Source organism: Acinetobacter sp. BHS4, from assembly GCF_018454425.1.
Classification (GTDB): domain Bacteria; phylum Pseudomonadota; class Gammaproteobacteria; order Pseudomonadales; family Moraxellaceae; genus Acinetobacter; species Acinetobacter pittii.
In genome coordinates this window covers 64472-88321 of sequence record NZ_CP075323.1, presented here as the reverse complement: position 1 = coordinate 88321, position 23850 = coordinate 64472, and the positions used below count along the sequence as shown (strand labels likewise).

Genomic DNA, 23850 nt, shown 5'->3' with positions numbered 1-23850 from the left:
CGTTTAAAAAATAACTTCTTGTCCATGCTGAACGACTCGCTTAGGCAAATCTCCGCCAAGCCAGTAAACAATTTCAGATGGATGCTCAATATCCCAAGCCACAAAGTCAGCGACTTTACCCTGCTCTAAACTGCCGTGTGTTTGCTCTAAACCGAGCGCTTGTGCAGCATGAATGGTGACACCCGCTAATGCTTGCTCTGGCGTTAAACGGAAGAGCGTACTGCCCATGTTCAGCATTAAACGTACAGAAAGTGCTGGAGATGTGCCCGGATTTAAATCACTCGAAAGCGCAATACGCACGCCATGTTTAATAAGACTTTCAATTGGTGGGTATTGTGTTTCACGCAATAGATAAAAAGCGCCCGGTAGTAACACCGCAACCGTACCCGACTCTGCCATGGCTTTAACATCATCTTCAGTCATGTACTCTAAATGGTCAGCCGACAACGCATGATAACGTGCTGCCAAACTTGAGCCACCTAGCGATGAGAGCTGCTCAGCATGAAGCTTAACGGGTAGACCTAATGATTGTGCCGTTTTAAAAACACGTTCGACCTGAGCAGGTGAAAATGCCAAATGCTCACAGAATGCATCAACTGCATCGACTAAACCTTCAGCATGCAGTTTAGGCAGCATTTCTGTACAGATATGCTCGATATAAACATCGCTTTGGTCTTTGTACTCTGGCGGCAACGCATGCGCAGCTAAACAGGTACTTTTGACCGTCATCGGTAAAGCTTCACCAATTTGACGAATCACACGCAGCATCTTGCGTTCATTTTCATAATTGAGTCCGTAACCAGACTTAATCTCGATAGTTGTAACGCCGTCTTTTTGCATACAGCGAATACGTTTAAGTGCTGAGCTTAGTAATTGTTCTTCGTTTGCTTCACATGTTGCACGTACTGTACTGGCAATGCCACCACCGCTTGCTGCAATTTCAGCATAGCTCACACCTTGCAAGCGTTTTTCAAACTCAACACTACGGTTGCCACCAAAAACACTATGCGTATGACAGTCGATCAACCCCGGGGTTACCCAAGCGCCATTTAAGTTAACTGTTTCGGAATAAGTGTCGGCAGGAAGTTGTTGTTGTTTTCCAATCCAGTGAATCAGATGCCCTTCTGTGACTATTGCTGCATCTTCAATATAGGAATATTGCCCATTTTGCATGGTCGCAATGTGGCAATTTTGCCAAAGTTTTTTCATTAGCCCTTCCTCAAAACTGCCCAATAGTTCAACCATTGGGCAGTTCATTTGTTAGCTTTCTATCTCAACATTTTGCTGGATAGGATTACTTTCCTTTCCCAAGCTTTGCTCTGGCTTTACCCAAATGCGATAAGCAATCGTTAAGAGAGCAAGCCAAGTGATTCCTACATAAATTGCAGGACGTGAATCTGGGAAATACCCCATCATGACTAAGATGAACGCCATAAAACCAATCGCAAACGCAGGTGCATATGGCCAACCCCAGATAGGGAAATCAAGTGCTTTAATCTCAGCAGTAGATAACTTACGGCGCATTGCGACTTGCGAAAGTAAAATCATGAGCCACACCCAAACAGTTGCAAAAGTTGCAATTGATGCAATGATCATGAATACATTTTCAGGAATCAGGTAGTTCAGCACCACACCAATTAATAGCACACCTGCCATAACCACTACGGTCATCCATGGCACGCCATTACGTGATAATTTCTGAAAAACTCGAGGTGCTTGACCACGATTTGCCATGCCATAAAGCATACGGCCAGCACCAAACACATCACTATTAATTGCCGAGATTGCAGCGGTCACCACCACCATATTTAAAATATGCGCAGCAGATGGAATTCCTAGATTTTCAAAAATTTGAACGAATGGACTACCTTGGCTACCAATTTGATTCCATGGGAAAATCGACATAAGTACAAAAATGGTCAGTACATAGAAAAGTAAAATACGTACTGGAACAGCATTAATTGCTTTTGGTAAAGTGGTTTTCGGATCTTGTGATTCACCTGCTGTAATACCAATAATTTCGATACCACCGAAAGCAAATACAACCACAGATAAACATGCAACTAAGCCGGCAATCCCATGTGGCATAAAGCCATCATAAATCCATAAGTTTTGAATACCTGGAACTACACTGCTATGTTCAGCATGGAAGCCGTAGAACATTAAGCCTATTCCACCTAAAATCATGGCAACAATGGCGCTCACCTTGACAATAGACAGCCAAAACTCGAGCTCACCAAAGACTTTAACGTGAATAAGGTTAATTGCACCTAAGAACATAATCAGGGATAAAATCCAGATCCACCGTGGTACATCGGGATACCAGAACCCCATATAAATACCAAAAGCAGTCACATCGGCAATTGCAACAATCACCATTTCAAAGACATACGTCCAGCCTGTCGTAAAACCAGCCAATGGACCAATGTACTGTGATGCATAGTGGCTGAATGAGCCAGAGACGGGATTATGGACAGCCATTTCACCTAAAGCGCGCATAACGATATAAATTGCAATCCCTGCAACGATATACGCAAGTAATACTGAAGGCCCTGCCATTTTAATCGCAGTTGCCGAACCATAGAAAAGCCCAGTTCCAATTGCTGAGCCCAATGCCAAGAAACGAATATGGCGGGTGTTTAAACCCCGCTGTAGTGTGGAGTTTTGTGACATTATAATCTCCAATCCTTGAGGATATTTAGTTAGATTCGGCCACTCCATGTGACCGTTTTATCAATCACACTTCAGATAAACTAGGGAGTAGTTTTGGAATAATTAACTCGTTTAAGCAGCCGCTTGAGAGTAATTCACTTGCTTGCTCAATATCAGGAGCAAAGAAACGGTCTTCACTGTAGTAAGGCACTTGAGCGCGCAAGATTTTACGAGCTTGTTCAAGTTTAGGCGAGCTTTTTAGGCCTTCACGGAAGTCTAGACCCTGACAAGCGCCTAACCATTCAACAGCTAAAATGCCACGGACGTTGTCAGCCATATACCAAAGACGTTTACCCGCATTCGGAGCCATTGATACATGGTCTTCCTGATTCGCTGAAGTTGGCAAGCTATCCACACTTGCCGGATGTGCAAGCGCTTTATTGTCACTTGCAAGAGCAGCAGCGGTAACTTGAGCAATCATAAAGCCCGAGTTAACACCACCATTTGCCACCAAGAACGGTGGAAGTTGTGACATGTGACGGTCCATCATCATCGAAATACGACGTTCAGACAGTGAACCAATTTCTGCAATTGCCAAAGCTAGATTATCGGCCGCCATTGCTACAGGTTCTGCATGGAAGTTACCACCAGAAATCACGTCACCTTGTTCAGCAAAAACAAGCGGGTTATCAGATACAGCATTCGCTTCAATTTCTAGTACTTCAGCAGCCTGACGGATTTGGGTTAAACATGCACCCATCACCTGTGGTTGGCAACGTAAAGAGTATGGGTCTTGAACTTTGCTACAGTCTTCGTGCGAATGTGCAATTTCACTTGAGTCTGTTAAGAGATCACGATAAGCCGCAGCCACATCAATTTGGCCACGTTGACCACGTACTTCGTGAATACGAGCATCGAATGGTGCACGTGAACCCAGCATTGCTTCAACGCTTAAGCCACCACAAACTGTTGCAGCTGCAAATAAATCTTCCGCTTCAAATAAGCCGCGTAAAGCATAAGCGGTTGAAACTTGTGTACCATTTAAAAGTGCTAAACCTTCTTTAGCTGCTAAAGAAATCGGTTCTAAGCCTGCAACTTTTAAAGCTTCAACTGCGGGTAACCATTCACCTTTATAACGCGCCTTACCTTCACCAAGTAACACTAAAGACATGTGTGCAAGTGGTGCCAAGTCACCTGAAGCACCGACTGAACCTTTAAGTGGAATGTGTGGGTAAACTTCGGCATTAATTAAGGCCAACAAAGCATCAATCACTTTACGACGAATACCAGAGAAACCACGCGCCAAGCTATTTGCTTTCAATAGAATAATTAAACGAACCATTGCATCATCGAGTGCTTCACCAACACCTGCGGCATGTGAAAGAACCAATGAACGTTGTAACTTTTCTAAATCTTCAGGAGCAATTTTGGTTGAAGCAAGTAAGCCAAAGCCTGTATTAATGCCGTAAGCTGTACGTCCTTCATTTACAATTTTCTCAACGCAAGCCACGCTTGCATTAATTGCAGATGAAGCACTTTCATCTAATTTAACTTTGATCGGGTTGAGGTAGGCTTGACGTAAATCGGCTAAGGTCAGTTTTCCCGGTTGGATCAATAATTCCATGTTGGCTTCCTAATTTTTTGCACTATATTCTGCTGAGACGGTGCTTTTCACAATTGCAAAAAGCACCGCTAGTTCTTCCGTGTATTTTTATTGCGTGATCATTGGCAAGTGTAGGCCTTGCTCTTTCGCACAGTTAATCGCAATTTCATAACCTGCATCGGCATGACGCATAACACCTGTTGCAGGGTCATTGGTCAGTACGCGAGCAATACGTGCAGCAGCTTCATCTGTACCATCACACACAATCACAACGCCTGAGTGTTGAGAGAAGCCCATACCTACACCACCACCGTGATGTAAAGACACCCAAGTTGCGCCGCCTGCTGTATTGAGCAACGCATTTAATAAAGGCCAGTCTGATACTGCATCTGAGCCGTCTTGCATTGCTTCAGTTTCACGGTTTGGACTCGCAACCGAACCTGAGTCTAAATGGTCACGGCCAATCACAACTGGAGCTGATAATTCACCGCTACGAACCATTTCGTTAAATGCCAAACCAAGTTTTGCACGTAAGCCTAAACCTACCCAGCAAATACGCGCTGGTAAGCCTTGGAAGCTAATACGTTCACGTGCCATGTCTAACCAGTGATGTAAATGTTCATCATCAGGAATTAACTCTTTAACTTTGGCATCTGTTTTATAAATGTCTTCTGGGTCACCAGAAAGCGCTGCCCAACGGAATGGACCAATACCACGGCAGAACAATGGACGGATGTATGCAGGTACGAAGCCTGGGAAATCAAAAGCGTTTGCTACACCTTCTTCTTTCGCCATTTGACGGATGTTATTACCATAGTCAAAAGTTGGAACACCCATTTTTTGGAAATCAAGCATCGCTTGTACATGCTTCGCCATCGACTGTTTTGCAGCTTTTACAACAGCTTCTGGTTCAGTTTTCGCACGTGCACGGTATTCATCCCAAGTCCAACCTATTGGTAAGTAGCCATTAAGGGGATCGTGCGCACTTGTTTGGTCAGTCACCATGTCTGGACGTACACCACGGCGTACAAGCTCAGGTAAAATTTCAGCAGCGTTACCATGAAGCGCAATTGAAATTGCTTTACCTTCTTTTGTATAGCGGTCAATACGCGCTAAAGCATCATCTAAATCAGTCGCTTGTTCATCTACATAACGCGTACGTAAACGGAAATCGATACTTGCTTGTTGGCATTCAATGTTTAAAGAACACGCACCTGCAAGTGTTGCAGCTAAAGGCTGAGCACCACCCATACCGCCCAAACCAGCAGTAAGAACCCAACGACCTTTTAAGTCACCGTTGTAGTGTTGGCGGCCTGCTTCAACGAAAGTTTCGTAAGTACCCTGCACAATGCCTTGGCTACCAATGTAGATCCATGAACCTGCTGTCATTTGACCGTACATAGCCAAAGCTTTAGCGTCTAATTCGTTAAAGTGTTCCCAGTTTGCCCAGTGTGGTACAAGGTTTGAGTTTGCAATTAAAACGCGTGGTGCATCTTTATGAGTTTTAAATACACCTACTGGTTTGCCTGATTGAACCAATAAAGTTTCGTCAGTTTCAAGATTTTTTAGCGTATCTACAATTTTGTCGAAACATTCCCAGTTTCGTGCTGCACGACCAATACCGCCGTATACAACTAACTCTTTCGGGTTTTCTGCAACGTCCGGATCAAGGTTATTCATCAACATACGTAATGGGGCTTCAGTTAACCAACTCTTAGCCGTTAATTCAGTGCCGCGTGGTGCACGAATTTCTACATCACGAAATTTTGTTGTCGTTGTTGTCACAGTCGGACTCCTTCCTTTGAGCTTACATCAGCAGAACATCACTTGTTTCTGCATTTGTATAGTAATGTATTAACTTGTATATACATCCATATACTACACAAATATTTTTCGGCGTGAAGAGGGTGACTCATATTTTTTTAAAAAAATTGAATAAGCTTATGAATTAAATTAATTTATTTTTATATTAGGTATAAAAAAAGCACATATCTTTTAAATCGACATGTGCTTTTTAAGTCGTAAATGATGTCTTTTTATCTTTGAATTAACTCAATGACATAGCAGCTTTTGAGTTGTTTTTTGGGAAAACTGATCGATGTCACGCCAGTATTTTTCTCAATTTTTAGCGTCTCGTGAGCAGCAAGCTGAACGGAATGATCATCCACCTTTACTTGTGTCTCACCACCCTGATTAAAAATGAAAATCAGGTCTGCCGAGCTAATAAATGCCTGCTCCGCTGCATCATTCAACCACTGAAAGCGGGCATGAAACCTTGCAGGATCATAAATTAAATTTAAATCTCGAATTACCCCATCGACCAGTTCACTTTGAACCTGACTATCACCATGAAAAGCAAAAATATCGCCTTGGTTCAGCATTTTAGCAGGAAGATCATCGACATGCAGCACCATGCCCTGCCCATCAAGTACGCTAATAATGCGCTGCTTATTGGGAAATAGCGAAAATGGCCCAGAAGTGGACACATCTGCCATCGAAATGCGCCAGTCAAAGTCGCCTTCACCTTGGCTTCGCGCAATTTCTAAAGTAAAGCCTGCACCATTTTTCCAAAGCATTTTTGTATATTGATCGGCCCTGATCAATTTAATCATGGGTTAAATTTCCCTTCGAGATAATAGCGACTACCCGGATAAATCAAACGCGCACTTGAAATGAGTTGTTTGTTTGACCATGTGCGGCGACGGATGAGTAAACACGGTTCAGCTTTGGTAATCTTTAACCATTTACACTCTTGCGGAGATGCTAAAACTGCCTCGACAATATGCTCACCTTCTGACACAGGTGCTTTTGCCATGAGGTAAGCATTAGGCGTAATGGTTTTAAAATCTTGTTGTAGATAATCTGGAATCAGCGCTGCATCAACTAAACGATCTTCGACCTGAACAGGCACATCATTTTCATAATGCACAATAATCGAGTGAAATAATCTTTGCCCTTCACGAGTCTGCATTAACACGCTTTGCTCTGCATTTGCATAAATTTGTTCTAAGACTAAAACTTCAGCGTGGTGCTTATGATTTCGTGCAATAATCTCATCGGCAATATTATTAATTTGAAACAGTGCAGTTCGGCCTTGCCCTTCGGCAACGAAAGAACCAACACCCTGAATACGTACCAATAAACCTTCAGTTGTTAGCTCCCGTAATGCACGGTTTACCGTCATACGGCTACAACCGAGTTGATTAACCAGTTCACTTTCCGAAGGAATTTTTTTATTTACAGCCCAAGTACCTTCATAAATTTTTTGTGAAATCAGTTGTTTTACACGTTGATATAAAGGAACTGGACTATCAGCTTCAATCGAAAGCTCAGTATGTTCTTGTTTTGATGTTCTGGGCATAACTAATTACTCAAAAAAGGCAGCAGGCAAAAACAGTATTTTAGTTGACATGCTATGTATATACAACCACATACAACATGTTAATTTATGAATTAAATAGATTTTAAAAAGTTTAAAAAATAAACATATCTCAATAAGAGCTAATTTAAAGTTTTATGTAGAGAAATTCAAATATATTAGGATTTTATCAATATTTATTTAATAGTTATTTCTGCTAAGTCTATGCTCAATTCAAGGATATAAAAAGTATCGCCTTTTCTAATTTACGAAATGATGCTTAAAACTTTTATTTAAAATAACTGATCGATAGTATTCTTCTGCCACACAGTATATTAATAAAACTGGAAGCACATCGAATGCGTAATTATAAAATAGATATTCTTCGAGGAATCTCTATCCTTTTGGTTCTTTTACACCATTTTAATATTCCCTATAAACTTAAAGATACATGGTTAGGTTTTGATTTCTTAGGTGAAGCATTTAGCACAGTCATCGCAAGAAATGGAAATTATGGCGTTACCATGTTTTTTGTGATTTCGGGTTTTTTAATTACCCATCACACTTTAAAAAGAGATAAACAATTTTCCGCAATTAACCTCAAGCATTTTTATATCCGACGGGCAGCGCGTATTTTACCGTGTCTGATATTACTCATTTTAGGTGTAAGCATACTTGGTTCATTTGACTTAAAACCCTTTATGAACCAAGCACCGAATGGCATTGAGGTTTCCTATCCACTAACAATTTTTGCGGCTTTAACCTTCTGGATGAATATCCTGATTATTAAATTTGGTTGGGTAAACTACGCTTTGGGGGTGTTGTGGTCACTCTCTGTAGAAGAAGTTTTTTACTTTGTTTTCCCATTATTGTGCCTGCTCACGCGTAGTAATAAGGTCTTTATTGCTTTACTTGTTGGCGTAATTTTATATGGCCCTTATTTTAGATCTCTGCATTTTGGAGAAGAAAGCGGCGCTTATTTATATCATTATTTTTCAAGTTTTGACGGCATAGCAATTGGCTGTTTAACGGCGATTTTTTCTCATACATATCGCCCAGATTGGACTTATAAGAAACCTCTTTCATGGTTAATTATTTTGAGCATGACCGCTCTATATTTATATGCGCCAATTAAAGAAGTGAGTACATGGGGTATTAGCTTATTTGCTCTTGCCACAGGCTTGCTGATTTTGTGTTTTCAGCATCCTTCCGAAACGCAAGCGCATGACCTATTTACCAAAGTGATGGTCTGGTTAGGACAAAGAAGTTATGAGACTTATCTGTTTCATCTGGTTGTATTGGGCCTTATGAAAGTTGCGTTTATTCCTGTTCAAACCGACTCTAGCATTAAAATTATGCTTTTAATTAGCTATCTGGTTTTGACTTTTATCATCAGCGCAGCGATTGAAAAATACTATTCAACTCCGCTTAACAGCTACATTCGAAAGGTTTTCATTAAAGACAAATCATAAAAAAAGCCCCTTTAAAATAGGGGCTTTTTTAATTAAGCAATCAACATGGTTTCATCATCTTGCTTAAAAGGATTAGACCAACTCTGCCAAGCTTGTGGCCCTAAAGCCATTTCTTCATCGTTTAACAAGCAGCGATCTAAGCGTTGTATTAAAGCCTGCTCATCCATTTGCATACCAATTAAAACCAGTTCCTGACGCGCATCACCTGTGCGGGCATCCCAGTTTTTCTTGATTTGTTCAATGCTGGCTAGGTCACTCGGCCAATCTTCTTCTGCAACGGCGGCCCACCAATAACCTGCCAAGCCGTGTCGAGCCATTGCACCTGCTTGTGACCATGAATAAGCCAATGTCGGTTCGGCAGCCAACCAGAAAAAGCCTTTCGAACGCACGACTCCCGGCCATTCAGCCTGTACCAAATCATAAAAACGCTCTGGATGAAAAGGTCGACGCGCGCGGTAAACAAAGCTACTGATTCCATATTCTTCAGTCTCTGGCGTATGCTCACCACGTAACTCTTTTAACCAGCCTGGTGCTTGTGCAGCTTCATCAAAATCGAATAATTGCGTATTTAAAATTTTATCTAAAGCGATCTTTCCAAATTGAGCAATTTCAATTCGGACACGCGGGTTTAAAGTTTTTAAAATGGCGATGAGTTGGTCTTGCTGAGCCTGATCAATCAGGTCAATTTTATTCAGCACAATCACATCACAAAACTCAATCTGGTCGATAAGGAGATCAACCACAGTTCTCTCATCTTGTTCGCCTAATGACTCGCCGCGTTGTTGCAGGGAGTCAACTGAACTGTAATCTTTAAGAAAGTTAAAAGCATCGACTACCGTGACCATGGTGTCGAGTCGAGCGAACTCATTGAGTGAGTTTCCATCTTCATCTTCAAAGGTAAAGGTTTCTGCCACAGGTAAAGGTTCTGAAATGCCAGTTGACTCAATGACTAACTGGTCAAAGCGTCCTTCATCAGCTAAACGTCTTACCTCAACCAATAAATCTTCTCGTAGCGTACAACAGATACAGCCATTACTCATTTCAACCAGCTTTTCATCTGTTCTTGAAAGCTCCGCCCCACCTTCGCGTACTAATGCCGCATCAATATTCACTTCAGACATATCATTGACAATCACGGCAATACGGCGGCCTTCACGATTATTTAAAATATGGTTGAGTAATGTGGTCTTTCCTGCACCTAAAAAGCCCGATAGAACAGTGACAGGAAGCTTGGCAAATGAGTTGGCGATTGCAGTGCGCATGGCTTGATCTCTTTGAATAATATTTAAACTGATCATGGCTGGCCATTTAATATGACCAGATCACAGGCGTAATCTATTTCTAAACCACAATAATGTTATGTTATAACATAACTATTGATCAAGTTTTTATTCCGCTTTTATTCAAAACAACTCAGTTAGTCTTTGAAAAAATTGCTTTTATAGTCCCTGACAAATTGAGGTTTTGTAGTGATGGTCAGGCCCCCATGCACGGAATCCTTGGCTATCAATATGAATTTGTCCCGAAGCATAAACACCTAGTCCCATATTAAGCGCTTGACCTTTTGTGGCCCAAAACTGACAAAGTTTGGTTTTGGTTTGTTGAATATTAAACTGGTCTAAATCACTCGGCTGTTCTGGCCCAATTCGAAAATCAAGCGCTGCATTAAAGACATGTCGGGAAGCATCAGCACCACCTGCACAGCGGTTTAGATATAACGCTCGGTAGACCGAAGTCACTTCAAAATCATTAATTACACCATCCTCAACTAACGCTTTTAAAATACTAAGTGTCGGAACGATATTGGACCAAATCTCGCGTGGTGGCACTGCGTAAGGCTCAACTCCACATTTTTGCCAATCTCGAGCTGAGCGTAATAACTCATGGTCTGGCACTAAATCGGCAAGTCCCTTTTGCTTAAGAAATTGCTTGTAAGCTTGCACAGACTGTCGATGGTCTGCTGTTGCTAACCACGCAACATACGCCTCGGGTTGAGGCTTTATTCTGACCACTGTTTTTGTAGGTTGAGGTAAAGTTGTTTGGGTATGCAGAGGAATTGTTGGCTTGGGAGTTTGAGTGCTACATGCTGTGAGAGATAATAAAATTAAACCGAAATAACGCTTCATAAATATGCTCTATCTTCACCAAAAATGGGAAAATTGCTCATCATTAAATTAATGAAATGTTATATTATAACAATAATAAAATCCTTTAATTTCTGTTGCTAAATTTTAAAAATAAAAAAGGACGTATGAGATACGTCCTTTTTTAAATACAACTCAATAATTTATTAAATATCTGCTTCTAAGGCAGGTACAGACTGCTCAGCTTTTAATTTTCGGCGTTTAAATTGATACGCCACCATTAAACATAAGATCCAACCAGGAATCATCATGACCGCAACACGCATATCTGGTGTTAAAGACATCACGATCAAAATGCCAAGCATAAATAGTATGCATAGATAGTTGCTAAACGGATACATAAAGCTTGGGAACTTCGTTGTTTGCCCTTGGCGCTGCATATATTTGCGGAATTTTAAATGCGTCCATGAAATTACAACCCAGTTAATTACAATCGCTGCAACCACCAGCATCATGAGTAAACCAAATGCTTTTTCAGGGAAAATATAATTTAACAGTACACATAAAATAGTGACTGCCGCAGAAAGGATCACTGCATTGGTTGGAATACCGCGTTTATTAATACGTGCAAATACTTTTGGTGCATTTCCTTGTTGCGCAAGGCCTAACAACATACGGCTACTGCAATAACTTGTCCCGTTATAAACTGAAACAGCAGCAGTCAAAATCACAAAGTTTAATAACGTTGCAATTCCTTGGCTATCTAAAGAAGCAAAGACCATTACAAACGGACTTCCGCCTTGTGCCATTTGGTTCCATGGGAACAGCGAGAATAAAACAAAAAGCGTCGCAATATAGAAAATCAAAATACGATAAATAATTTGATTCACAGCTTTAGGTAAAGTTTTATCAGGGTCACGTGCTTCAGCTGCAGTAATACCGAAAAGCTCAATACCACCAAAAGCAAAAATAATGACCGCCATTGCCATCACTAAGCCTTCAACACCAAACGGGAAGAAACCGCCAATTGCCCAGAGGTTTGAAATGCTTGCCTGTGGACCTGCTGTGCCTGTTGCAAGTAGATATGAACCAAAGCCAATCATTGCAAGAATCGCTAAGATTTTGACAATAGAAAACCAAAATTCCATTTCGCCAAAAAACTTAACGTGTAGCAAATTAATGCCGTTAATTAAGACAAAGAAGGCTAAAGCAGATGCCCACGTCGGGATTTGCGGCCACCAATATTGAATGTAAAGACCAATTGCGCTTAGTTCTGCCATACAGACGAGTACATTGAGTACCCAATAGTTCCATCCTGACATGAACCCTGCAAATGGTCCCCAATATTTGTAGGCAAAATGACTAAAAGATCCACTAACTGGCTCTTCTACCACCATTTCACCAAGCTGACGCATCATTAAAAAAGCAATAAATCCTGCAATGGCATAACCGAGGATGACCGATGGACCTGCTAATTTAATCGATTGTGATATACCAAGAAAAAGCCCTGTGCCAATCGCCCCACCCAATGCAATAAGCTGGATGTGCCGATTACTCAAACCATGTTTCAGGTTTCCTTGCTCTTGTGCTGACATATGATTATTCTCATCCGTGTCACGTAATTTTTTTCCAATAAATTACGTATATCATAAATTGATCAAACTTTCATAGAGATTCATGAAAAAATAATTGCGTGACTTTTCTCATGACCGCGAATGAAAACAGAAAATACAAGAAATGACAATTATTATGAAATGTGTAATTAAATTATGTATTGCGTAATTTGATGAATTCAGTATTATAGAGACATGAAGCAATTGGTTGTGCTCGGTCTATATCAAACTCATAAGACAAAAGATGATCTAAGCAAAGGTTAAAACTTATTGAGTAGCTCAGTCCTAGACCGAACTTTTATTTGTATAAGACCCGAGATAAAGACAAGGAAGCGAAAATGGAACAAAAACTAAACTCTTTTATTGAAGTTTCACCTCAATCAGATTTCACTATTCATAATTTGCCTTACGGTGTTTTTAGCAGAGCTAACGAAAGTGAGCGTCAAGTTGGTGTAGCTATTGGTGATTGGGTGATTGATCTCGCTGCTCTTGAAAAGCACGGTCTTTTAAAACTTTCAGAACAAGACACATATTTTAACCAGCCTACTCTGAATAAATTTATTGAGTCTGGCAAAGCCAACTGGTCAAAAGTTCGTAAGACACTACAGTCTCTTCTCTCGGTTGAAAATTTAACGCTTCAAGAAAATGAAGCATTGCGTCAGGAAGTTTTGGTTAAGCAAGACAATGTTACTTTGCATTTACCACTTCAAGTATCTGGTTATACCGATTTCTATTCTTCTAAAGAACATGCCACCAATGTAGGCTGTATGTTCCGCGACCCTAAAAATGCTTTACTGCCAAACTGGACTGAATTGCCTGTTGGTTATAATGGTCGTGCTAGTTCTGTTGTAGTCAGTGGCACTCAAGTCGTACGTCCATCTGGACAAATTAAACTTCCAAATGAAGAGCGCCCAGTTTTCTCAGCTACGCGTAAACTCGATTTCGAACTTGAAACAGCATTTGTTATTGGTAAACCAACGGAGCTTGGCCAGCCAATCTCAATTGAAAATGCTTGGGATCATATTTTTGGAATGGTATTACTCAATGACTGGTCAGCACGCGATATCCAGCAATGGGAATATGTGCCTTTAGGCCCTTTCAATTCAAAATCATTTGCTAGTGCCATCTCACCTTGGGTAGTCACACTTGAAGCACTTGAGCCATTTAAAGTGGAAGGCCCAAAACAAGAGCCTAAACCTTTAGCGTATTTACAAGAAAATATCGCGAATAGTTATGACATTAATTTGAGTGTTGAAATTCAAAGCCCGAAATCGGCACAAGCTGACGTGATTTGCCAAACTAATTTTAAATATATGTATTGGTCTATGGCTCAACAGCTCACTCACCACACCATTGGCGGCTGTAACGTTCAGGTTGGTGATTTAATGGGCTCAGGTACTATTTCAGGTTCTACACCAGATTCGTATGGCAGCTTGCTTGAGCTTACATGGAACACCACCAAGCCTTTAACACTTGCCAATGGTGAAACTCGTGGTTTCTTGCAAGACGGCGATACACTCATTATGAAAGGTCACTGTGAGAAAAATGGTATTCGCATTGGCTTCGGTGAAGTTCGAAATACAGTCCTTCCTGCATTAAATTTCGATTTTGCAGAAACTTCGGAGCCTGACTATGAAGCTGTATAGTTACTTTCGTAGCTCTGCAGCCTACAGAGTACGGATTGGTCTAAACATTAAAGGTTTAGCTTATGAGACTGTTCCAGTTCATCTGGTAAAAAACGAACAGCAAAGCGAAGACTATTTAAAGTTAAACCGTAGTGCTCTAGTTCCGACTTTAATTGACGGCGATTTAACCTTGTCTCAATCGTTAAGTATTTTGGAATATCTAGATGAGCAATATCCAGAAACCAAACTACTTCCAAGTGATGTGCAAGAGAGAGCAAAAGTTCGCGCTTTTGCTCAAGCAATCGCTTGCGATATTCATCCATTAAATAACTTACGCGTACTGAAATATTTAAAAAATGACTTAAATGTTTCAGATGAGCAGAAAAATTATTGGTATCAGCACTGGATTATTGAAGGCTTTCAAAATCTCGAACAGCTACTTCAAGATTCAAATGGACAATTCTGCTTTGGACAACAAGCAACAATTGCTGATTGCTGCCTGATTCCACAAGTCTACAACGCGAAACGCTTCAAGATTGATTTATCTGCGTTTCCAAAAATTGAATCGATTTATCACCATTGTTTGTCTATCCCAGCCTTTTATAACGCGGCGCCAGAACAACAACCAGATTGGGAATAGTAAAAAGGAGTTTTAATATGACATTTGCCATTAAAAAAATACATCACGTTGCATATCGTTGTAAGGATGCGAAAGAAACTGTTGAGTGGTATAAAAAAATGCTCAATATGGATTTCATTTTAGCTTTTGCTGAAGACCATGTGCCGTCAACTAAAGCCTTTGACCCATACATGCATTTATTCTTAGATGCTGGTCAAGGCAACGTTTTGGCATTTTTTGAATTGCCAACTCAACCAGAAATGGGCCGAGACGAAAATACGCCTCAATGGGTACAGCATATTGCTTTTGAAGTTGAAGACTTAAATGCGTTGATGGCTGCCAAGCAACATTTAGAAGAAAATGGTGTGAAAGTCTTAGGTGTGACTAACCATGGCATTTTCCACTCAATTTACTTCTTCGATCCAAATGGCCATCGTTTAGAACTAACTTATAACGATGCTCATGCTGAAGAAAAAATTGCAAAAATTACTGAAGAAATGAAAACTGAAATGTTAGAGGAATGGAGTAAAACCAAACGCGCTCCGCACCACACTCATTTCTTACATGAAGAAGAGTTAGGAACCTAATTTTAAAAGAGCGAACTAAAAAGTCGGCATTGATTAGAATTGTTTTAAGATCAGTTCTATATCAATGCCGATTTATATTATTTAAAAACGCTAAATTTCTAGAAAATTGCGCTATAAATAAGTAAATAGTGATTTTAGAAAATTGTTGGTTATTAAACATGTCAATTTCGCTAATAGAAAAAGGTGATTTCTATTTTTCACTAGGCTCAGGCATGATGTAAAACGCACCAATTTCAATTTATGTTTTGATCGTCACTGTTTAACAGCTGAAGTAAATTTATTAAGGGTATTTAAATGATTGAAGAAAAAGTATCTGGGGGGGTTCAATCACTTGAAGTCGGTTTATCTGTACTAAACGCCCTTTTGGAACACAATCAACCTATTATTCTCAAAGATCTGTCTAGCAAGCTAGAAATGCATCCTGCAAAGGTTCACCGCTATCTGGTTAGCCTTATTCGAATGGAATATGCAAAACAACTTGATGATGGGCAATATGCTTTAGGTGATCAGGCATGGCGCTTAGGTCTCAACTGTGTCCAGCATAGCGACACACTACAGCTGGTACAGCATTTAATTTACGACCTACAAAACAAAATTGGTTGCGGTATACAAATTAGTAAATGGTCACCAAAAGGCCCTGTCGTGGTTCAGTCGATTGAATCAAACCACCCTATTTCAATTGTGACTAAAGTCGGCTCGATTATGCCTTTAGTCAATTCTGCTGCGGGACGTCTATTTGCTTCTTATCTTCCAGAACATTTTGTTCGTCCCTTAATGGAAGCAGAATGGCAAAAGCATCAGGAACTTGGTCTGCACATCGCACCACAAAACTGGCAAGCATTTACAGAGCTTAAAGACACTATTCGCCAGCAACAAATGTCGGCAGCGAAAGGTGATTTACTGACAGGAATTAATGCGGTGGGTTTACCTGTGTTTAACTCAAATCAAAGCATTGAGTTTTGTATTGTCGCACTGGACAGCGAAATGTTTTTACCAGTCGACCCTCACAGTAAAACAATTGAAATCTTGAAAAATGAAGTGAACCTCATCAATCAATATATTAAAAGCCGCTAATCAGTAGCCATAAAAAAACCAAGAGATCAAACTCTTGGTTTTTTAAGATCAGGAATAAAGCTCAGCTTATTTATTTAGTTTCTAAAACACCACGACGGATCTGGTCACGTTCAATCGACTCAAATAACGCCTTGAAGTTACCTTCTCCAAAGCCATCATCATCTTTACGTTGAATAAATTCAAAGAAAACTGGACCAATCATATTTTCAGAGAAAATTTGCAATAACAGCTTTTTCTGACCATCTTTAGTATTACCATCAAGCAAAATACCGCGCTGTTTTAATTCATCAGTCGGTTCACCATGCTCAGGTAAACGATCTTCTAACATCTCATAATACGTATTTGGCGGCGGTGTCATAAATTTCAGACCAAGACCTTTTAACTTATCCCAAGTCGAGATTAAGTCATCACAAATAAACGCGATATGTTGAATACCTTCGCCATTAAAGTCAGATAGGAACTCTGCAATTTGACCGTTTCCTTTGTCCGAATCTTCGTTTAATGGAATACGGATCTTGCCGTCTGGTGCTGTTAAAGCTTTAGACGTTAAGCCCGTATACTCGCCCTTAATATCAAAGTAGCGAATTTCTTGGAAGTTAAAGATTTTTTCATAGAAGTTTGCCCAATACTCCATACGGCCTTTGTAGACATTATGAGTTAAATGGTCAATTTCATTTAAGCCTGCCCCTACTGGACGTTTCTCGGCATCATCAAAGAAAACAAAGTCATTTTCATAAATATCACGATCAACTAAAAAGATTGGCATCCCACCAATACCTTTAATTGCCGGAATGTTGAGCTCCATTGGCCCAACTTTTGAATACATTGGTTCAGCACCAAGCTCTACTGCTTTTTGGAAAGCTTTTGCTGCATCACGTGTTTTAAAACCCATCGCACAAGCAGATGGACCATGTTCATTAAAGAAGAATGAAGCATAAGATTCTGGCTGATAATTCAGGATAATATTGATATTTCCTTGACGCCATAAGTACGCTTCTTTCGATTTATGCTTGGCTACTTTTGAAAAGCCGATTGTTTCAAAAACTGGATCTAATTCATTTTCTTTTGAAACAAACTCAATAAATGCAAAACCGCATAATTCTAATGGGTTCTCTAAAATATCCATCTAGTTTCCCTCTGGTGATTACCTGTTCCGTTTATCTCTATTGCTGATGAACTCAGCTCCTTTCTCTATAGAATACGTTGCTATTGGGTAAAGACTTGAACCGTCAAATTGGCTTAACCCAACGCATCCTATGAGAAAAAAACGAGTCATTAAAACGAAGATATGATGAGCGTAGAGCCTTTAATGATTAATTTCCGTTCCATGTGGTGTTTGTTTTCCATACACACTATCCTTTGTTATCTAAAAGTACGATTGAGATTTTTCAATAAACCCTTAAAAATCGTCTTTTCCTAAAAATCATTTATAGATTTATGGAGACCAACATCCTTGTTGGATCTCCAATGGCCATTTACCTTGAATTAGATGCTACTAAAAACAATTAAATTATGCAATACATAACTTAATTATGAATTGCATAATTTTAGTAATCTTTTAATTTGCCTGTTTCTAAAATCAATTGTCATATTCGATATTCTGTTTATGATTCTTTATCTTCAAAAATCTCTCTTGCTTTGAGTTTGGAAAACTATGCTTTTAGTCAGCGCATGTTTAATTGGTGAACATGTTCGATATGATGGTAAATCCTGTCCAAATACCCGACTTAAGCAGCTATTAATCAATAAAAAAGCCCATGCATTATGCCCAGAGCTATTAGGTGGTTTTACCACTCCCCGTTTACCCGCAGAAATTGTGGGCGGAACAGGTCAAGATGTGCTTGATGGCAAAGCAAAAATTACTGATTCATCTGGTTTAGATGTGACAGAGTTATATTTAAAAGGTGCTTACCGCACCCTAGAAGTTGCGCAGCAAATAAAAGCGACTTGTGTGGTTTTAAAAGAGAATAGCCCATCTTGTGGTAGCCAAAAAATTTATAACGGTACTTTTCAAGGTGAGAAAATTACGGGAGTTGGAATCACCACGGCGCTTTTGCAGCGCCACGGCTTTGAAGTAATTTCTGAAAACGAGATTGAAGATTAGTTAGTAGAACATCCTCTTTAAGAGTGTGTTGATCTACCTAATCAAAAACCTCTTAATTGTTTTCTAAAATGGAAACAGATGGCACTCATTAGACAAGCCACTAAATAACTTATAGCAGCCATCCACCAGAAGCCATAAATTCCCATCGCAGAAATCGAGATATCCTGCCAATGCAGTCCTTTATAGGCCATCCACCAACCACCGCCTAATCCGAAACATAACACCACGACCAAGAAAATCAGCATTGGTAAAATCGACACATCCCAACAGCGCAACAAAGAGGTCAATAACGTCATTAAGCCATCTAAAAAGTGAGACAGACACACAATCAACAACAACGATGCAGCCAAAATCTGCACAGCCAAATCATCTGAATATAACGTGACAATTAAGTCCCTCTCCAGCCATAAACACAGGGATAGACTGCCGCTTACTGCCATAATCACCCATATACTTTGTCTGGCAATTTTGTTTGCTTCTTCCATGTTTCCGCTGCCCATAGATCGTGACACTAAAATGCTATAAGCCGAGGCAATTGACGAAGGAAAAATAAACATGAAGCCGCCAGTACTCGCGACAATTTGATGTGCCGCTGACACCACACTCCCAAAAGGCAAAATCAGAATAGCAACCGAACAAAATGCAACGACGTCCATCAACGCCATAATTGCTGTCGGGATACCTATTTTTAAAATCATACGCAAACTGTGACGGTTGTCTTTGGTCGACTGCTCTGGTTGTTCAATAAAGATGTATCCTTTCTCTAGGAAAAACAGGTAGTAAACAGCCAACATAAACCACCGTACAATGAGAGTAGCTAACAAAGCCCCTATCGCACCGAGTGGTGGAATTGAAAATAAAGCGACACCATAAATTAAAAGATAGGACAAAATAATTTTAAGAATGAAGAAAATGCTATCTGATAGTAAAACCTTATGCGCATTTTCAGTGACCTGAGATAAAGCTGTAAATAAGCGCATCAGTAAATGGGCAGGTAAAATAAATACCAAAGCCCAAATACAGTTTTTAGTAATTGAAACAACATGTTCCGATGCACCAAACAACTTGGGCAAATCACGGAACAAGTAGAGCAAGCCAATACTTAGCAATGCCGAACATAACATTAGCCAGATGCCTTGAATAAAAATTTGACGAATGCGTGGTATGTTATGGCAACCATAAGCTTCTGAGAGCTTGAGCATCACACCTTGCAGAATCCCCATACCAATGACATAAACCACTGTATATAAAGATAAGGTCACCGATAATGCTGCTACATGATCGTTACTAAAATGCCCTACATAAGCAATATCAACTAATCCACTTAAAACTAGAATTAAATTGCTTGAGAGCATGGGAATAAATAATTTAAAAATCTGATTCATCAAGGAAATGCCTTATTTTTCTTTACGATTTATACTCATATTCACGTTATTTTTAGTGCATCAATTCAAAGCAAAAGACATACCAGTTCTAGCTTTAGCTCCCCTAAAATATGCTTTAAATGAAAAGGCCAAACTATTCGTTTGGCCTTCTTTTGTCATGTATGTTGTTTATACAGTTATTCTTGTTTGTGTTTACTTGCCCAATAAGTCGCAAGCGCAGGCCCAGAAATATTATGCCAAAGACTGAAAATTGCGCTTGGTACAGCTGTAATCGGAGACGCAGCAAAATGTACTGCTGCGAGCGCAACACCTAAGCCTGAGTTTTGCATCCCTACCTCAATAGCAATGGCCTTACTGTCCGCATAAGGTAGTTTAAAGAAACGCGCCGCGGTAAAACCTAATAAATATCCAAGCCCGTTATGTAAGATCACCACAGCTAAAATAAGCAAACCCGACTGTAAAATTGCTGCTTTGCTTCCACCAATAATGGCTGCCACAATCGCGACAATTGCAATGACCGAAACTAAAGGCATCACTTGAATATAAGATTCGACCTGACGTTTAAGCCATGTTCTTAAAATCAAACCAATCACAATAGGCAGTAGCACCACCTGCGAAATCGAAATAAACATTGAAGCTGCATCAATCTTTAACCATTGGCTGGCAAGCAGATAGAAAATCGCAGGGGTTAATACAGGTGCTAAAAGCGTTGATACCGATGTACAGGCTACCGATAAAGCGACATTGCCTTTGGCCATATAGGTAATCACGTTTGAAGCGGTTCCCCCTGGGCAACAGCCTACCAAGATGACTCCAACCGCAATTTCAGGCGGTAAGTTAAATAATTTACATAGAACATATGCTAAGCCAGGCATTACGACAAACTGCGCTACCACGCCAATCAATACCGCTTTAGGGCTTTGTAATACACCTTTAAAGTCGTCTACAGTCATGGTCATTCCCATGCCAAGCATAATAATGCCCAAAATCCATGGAATGTACGCTTTGAGCCAGACAAAAAGTTCAGGCTGCCATAGCGCCAATGCTGCAAAAATAATCACCCATAGGGCAAAAGTTTTTTGAATAAATTGGGTAAAGCGCAGGAATGCATCCATACTTTCTATCCCTAAAAATTAAAATATGAAAGTTAAAAACTAGAGCAATATACTTAAAACTCGCTCAACAGATCATTCGATTGGATACGGATAACGCCTTGTTGCTGCATGGTTTGCCAAGCTTGTTCTAAAGAACCATTCAGATCAATCCCTTTACAAGCATCTTCAACCACTAAAGTTTTAAAACCTTGCTTAACTGCATCTAAAGCAGTCCATGCTACACAAAAGTCCGTAGCAATTCCGACCACATAAACCGTATCAATACCGCGCTCTTTTAGATAACCTGTTAAACCCGTCGTTGTAGAGTGATCAGCTTCTATAAAAGCCGAGTAGCTATCAATATGAGCATGAAAACCTTTTCGGATAATCAGTTGAGCTGTCGGAATATTTAAATCAGGATGAAACTCGGCATCTTGAGTACCTTGTACACAATGCTTAGGCCAAAGCACCTGCTGTCCATAGTCGAGTTCAATGGTTTCAAATGGTTGCTTGCCAAAATGATTGGCTGCAAAAGAGATATGATTATCCGGGTGCCAGTCCTGAGTCAGGACGACATTTTCAAAACAACCAGCAAGTTGGTTAATAGTTGGAATAATTCTATCGGCATCAGCAACTGCTAAATTTCCACCCGGTGTAAAACCATTTTGTACATCAACTACGATTAAAACCGCATTTTGTGGTTGTTTATTCATTTCCATGTCATCTTCAATCCCAACTGGGAAATTGCATTCTATCTTGCCATAAAAAAAGTACATATTAAGTAAGGCTCAGCTGAATCCAACTGTATTGTTGTGTTTATTGGGTGTTCTTAATGCGCAATAACGAAAACATCCTATCTTTTCCTCAAGTTTACATCGCGATTATCCGTTAGGCGTATTGTTCTTATGCGTCTGATCAGTCATAATTTGCATAATTGTCATTCAACAATCTGTTATTGTTAGAACTGGACAATCAAAATACTGCAACCATCCCACATTTTGTTTTTCTTACCTCAGATTCGGATGGATAAATAGGATATTTTTAAAAATGACTCAGCAAGCACAGACCATTCAAGGCTCAATCGTCGCAATCGTCACACCAATGTTGAAAGACGGCGGTGTAGATTGGAAGGGTCTTGAGAAGCTGGTTGAGTGGCACATAGAACAAGGTACAAACAGTATTGTAGCCGTCGGTACAACCGGCGAAGCCTCAACATTGAGCATGGAAGAGCACACACAGGTTATTAAAGAAATTATTCGTGTAGCCAATAAACGTATTCCAATTATTGCCGGTACTGGTGCAAACTCAACCCGTGAAGCAATCGAATTAACTAAAGCTGCTAAAGAGCTTGGCGCAGATGCTGCTTTACTTGTAACACCATATTATAACAAGCCAACCCAAGAAGGCCTTTACCAACACTATAAAGCGATTGCTGAAGCTGTTGAATTACCACTTATTCTCTATAACGTACCTGGTCGTACTGGCGTAGACCTTTCAAACGACACAGCTGTACGTTTAGCAGAGATCTCGAATATTGTTGGCATTAAAGATGCAACAGGTGATGTACCTCGTGGTAAAGCTTTAATTGAGGCATTAAACGGCAAGATGGCTGTGTACTCAGGTGATGATGAAACAGCATGGGAACTTATGCTTCTTGGCGCTGACGGTAACATCTCGGTTACTGCAAATGTTGCACCTAAAGCAATGAGTGAAGTATGTGCTGTCGCGATTGCCAAAGATGAACAACAAGCGAAGACGCTTAACAATAAGATTGCAAATTTACACAATATTCTATTTTGCGAATCAAACCCAATTCCTGTGAAATGGGCACTACATGAGATGGGACTGATTGATACTGGTATTCGTTTACCACTCACTCCTCTCGCTGAGCAATATCGCGAACCTCTCCGCAATGCCCTAAAAGATGCGGGAATTATTTAATAAGAGCAATTTATGATGCAATTACGTCTTGGTTTAGTCCTTGCAGTTTCAGCCTTAAGTTTAGCTGGTTGTGGTCGCTTCGCAATTAATAATCACTCTTTAGATTATAAAAATGCCAAGCAACTCGCCCCGCTTGAATATCCTGCCGATGCAACTGTACGACCAGCGACACCTTTGTATCCTGCACCAACTGTAGAACAGCGCGCTATCGATAACGCACCGAAGTTTGAAAATAAGCGTGGCAACCGCTATGCACTGCCACGCCCTGAACAAACGCAAGGTAATGCGACACTAGATGCCTCTGCTCAAACGACGACTGCGCTTGGACGTCCTCAGCTTGTGACTGACGGTAATAAAAACCCGTTGTTAAAAGTTGATGGAAATACAGCCGAGATCTGGCAATACACCAAAGCAACTTTAAGTACTTTAAATTTCAACATCATCGCTCAAGGCAGTAATCAAGCGACGATTAAAGTAAATGACAATACTTATGTGCTTAAACTTACTGGTGTAGGTTCTAGTCATACTCTTGCTCTATTTAATGTAGATAACACTTTTGCAAGCCCAGATGTGGCTGCTGAAGTGCTAAACCAGATTTACCAAAATTGGCCAGCCTAGTCGTTTACTAGGCATTTTTTT

At 40.2% G+C, this 23850-nt stretch carries 21 protein-coding genes; 8 read left to right on the top strand and 13 right to left on the bottom strand.

Features of this window, described 5'->3' with window-relative positions:
* Window positions 1-3: 3 nt before the first annotated feature.
* The 6 genes from hutI to hutC form a co-directional block, all read right to left on the bottom strand.
* Entirely contained in the window at window positions 4-1209 is a 1206-nt protein-coding gene (gene hutI, locus KIP84_RS00400; RefSeq protein ID WP_213689115.1) for an imidazolonepropionase, read from the bottom strand.
* A gap of 51 nt (window positions 1210-1260) precedes the next feature.
* Window positions 1261-2673, bottom strand: coding sequence for an amino acid permease (locus KIP84_RS00395; RefSeq protein WP_213689114.1), 1413 nt, complete (start codon window positions 2671-2673; stop codon window positions 1261-1263).
* Window positions 2674-2737: 64 nt separating this feature from the next.
* On the bottom strand, window positions 2738-4276 hold the full coding sequence (hutH, locus tag KIP84_RS00390; protein ID WP_000421598.1) for a histidine ammonia-lyase: 1539 nt from the start codon (window positions 4274-4276) through the stop codon (window positions 2738-2740).
* 87 nt (window positions 4277-4363) lie between these two features.
* Entirely contained in the window at window positions 4364-6040 is a 1677-nt protein-coding gene (gene hutU / locus KIP84_RS00385) for a urocanate hydratase (RefSeq protein ID WP_213689113.1), read from the bottom strand.
* A gap of 251 nt (window positions 6041-6291) precedes the next feature.
* On the bottom strand, window positions 6292-6867 hold the full coding sequence (locus tag KIP84_RS00380) for a HutD family protein (RefSeq protein WP_213689112.1): 576 nt from the start codon (window positions 6865-6867) through the stop codon (window positions 6292-6294).
* The gene (gene hutC, locus KIP84_RS00375) at window positions 6864-7616 is read right to left on the bottom strand and encodes a histidine utilization repressor (RefSeq protein ID WP_005300446.1); all 753 of its coding nucleotides are present in this window, start codon (window positions 7614-7616) and stop codon (window positions 6864-6866) included. Before hutC ends, KIP84_RS00380 begins: the two co-directional genes overlap by 4 nt.
* Window positions 7617-7972: 356 nt before the next feature.
* Between hutC and KIP84_RS00370 the strand changes: the two genes are divergently transcribed.
* Window positions 7973-9085, top strand: coding sequence for an acyltransferase (locus tag KIP84_RS00370; protein WP_213689111.1), 1113 nt, complete (start codon window positions 7973-7975; stop codon window positions 9083-9085).
* A 32-nt stretch (window positions 9086-9117) separates the two neighbouring features.
* Here the strand turns inward: KIP84_RS00370 and zigA are convergent, their stop codons facing one another.
* The 3 genes from zigA to KIP84_RS00355 all read right to left on the bottom strand — a co-directional run bounded on the left by zigA (window position 9118) and on the right by KIP84_RS00355 (window position 12764).
* Window positions 9118-10383, bottom strand: coding sequence for a zinc metallochaperone GTPase ZigA (gene zigA, locus KIP84_RS00365; protein WP_213689110.1), 1266 nt, complete (start codon window positions 10381-10383; stop codon window positions 9118-9120).
* A gap of 141 nt (window positions 10384-10524) precedes the next feature.
* Window positions 10525-11211, bottom strand: coding sequence for a D-Ala-D-Ala carboxypeptidase family metallohydrolase (locus KIP84_RS00360; protein ID WP_213689109.1), 687 nt, complete (start codon window positions 11209-11211; stop codon window positions 10525-10527).
* 164 nt (window positions 11212-11375) lie between these two features.
* Window positions 11376-12764 carry an amino acid permease gene (locus tag KIP84_RS00355; RefSeq protein WP_213689108.1) on the bottom strand — a complete coding sequence of 463 codons (1389 nt, stop codon included), beginning with the start codon at window positions 12762-12764 and terminating at the stop codon, window positions 11376-11378.
* Window positions 12765-13120: 356 nt separating this feature from the next.
* Between KIP84_RS00355 and fahA the strand changes: the two genes are divergently transcribed.
* From fahA to KIP84_RS00335, 4 genes are all read left to right on the top strand, one after another.
* Complete coding sequence (fahA, locus tag KIP84_RS00350; RefSeq protein WP_213689107.1) at window positions 13121-14428, top strand: fumarylacetoacetase; 1308 nt, start codon at window positions 13121-13123, stop codon at window positions 14426-14428.
* Window positions 14415-15047 (top strand): maleylacetoacetate isomerase, encoded by a 633-nt coding sequence (gene maiA, locus KIP84_RS00345; RefSeq protein ID WP_017398972.1) that lies wholly within the window; start codon window positions 14415-14417, stop codon window positions 15045-15047. The genes fahA and maiA overlap by 14 nt, the downstream gene beginning before the upstream one ends.
* A 17-nt stretch (window positions 15048-15064) precedes the next feature.
* Window positions 15065-15613, top strand: coding sequence for a VOC family protein (locus tag KIP84_RS00340; protein WP_002119119.1), 549 nt, complete (start codon window positions 15065-15067; stop codon window positions 15611-15613).
* A gap of 294 nt (window positions 15614-15907) precedes the next feature.
* Window positions 15908-16687 carry an IclR family transcriptional regulator gene (locus tag KIP84_RS00335; protein WP_002119135.1) on the top strand — a complete coding sequence of 260 codons (780 nt, stop codon included), beginning with the start codon at window positions 15908-15910 and terminating at the stop codon, window positions 16685-16687.
* Window positions 16688-16757: 70 nt separating this feature from the next.
* Here the strand turns inward: KIP84_RS00335 and hppD are convergent, their stop codons facing one another.
* On the bottom strand, window positions 16758-17813 hold the full coding sequence (hppD, locus tag KIP84_RS00330; RefSeq protein ID WP_002119157.1) for a 4-hydroxyphenylpyruvate dioxygenase: 1056 nt from the start codon (window positions 17811-17813) through the stop codon (window positions 16758-16760).
* 528 nt (window positions 17814-18341) lie between these two features.
* Here hppD and KIP84_RS00325 point away from each other — a divergent pair.
* Entirely contained in the window at window positions 18342-18791 is a 450-nt protein-coding gene (locus tag KIP84_RS00325; RefSeq protein ID WP_213689106.1) for a DUF523 domain-containing protein, read from the top strand.
* A 41-nt stretch (window positions 18792-18832) separates the two neighbouring features.
* On the opposite strand, the gene KIP84_RS00320 is transcribed toward KIP84_RS00325, so the two are convergent.
* From KIP84_RS00320 to pncA, 3 genes are all read right to left on the bottom strand, one after another.
* On the bottom strand, window positions 18833-20176 hold the full coding sequence (locus KIP84_RS00320; protein ID WP_213689105.1) for an MATE family efflux transporter: 1344 nt from the start codon (window positions 20174-20176) through the stop codon (window positions 18833-18835).
* A gap of 176 nt (window positions 20177-20352) precedes the next feature.
* Window positions 20353-21291, bottom strand: a complete 939-nt coding sequence (locus tag KIP84_RS00315) for a bile acid:sodium symporter family protein (protein ID WP_130625728.1) — start codon at window positions 21289-21291, stop codon at window positions 20353-20355.
* Window positions 21292-21344: 53 nt separating this feature from the next.
* Entirely contained in the window at window positions 21345-21989 is a 645-nt protein-coding gene (gene pncA, locus KIP84_RS00310) for a bifunctional nicotinamidase/pyrazinamidase (RefSeq protein ID WP_213689104.1), read from the bottom strand.
* A 328-nt stretch (window positions 21990-22317) separates the two neighbouring features.
* On the opposite strand from pncA, the gene dapA reads away from it, so the two are divergent.
* Window positions 22318-23211 (top strand): 4-hydroxy-tetrahydrodipicolinate synthase, encoded by an 894-nt coding sequence (dapA, locus tag KIP84_RS00305; RefSeq protein ID WP_017402863.1) that lies wholly within the window; start codon window positions 22318-22320, stop codon window positions 23209-23211.
* A gap of 15 nt (window positions 23212-23226) precedes the next feature.
* Window positions 23227-23829, top strand: coding sequence for a hypothetical protein (locus KIP84_RS00300; RefSeq protein ID WP_002119179.1), 603 nt, complete (start codon window positions 23227-23229; stop codon window positions 23827-23829).
* Window positions 23830-23850 lie beyond the last annotated feature (21 nt).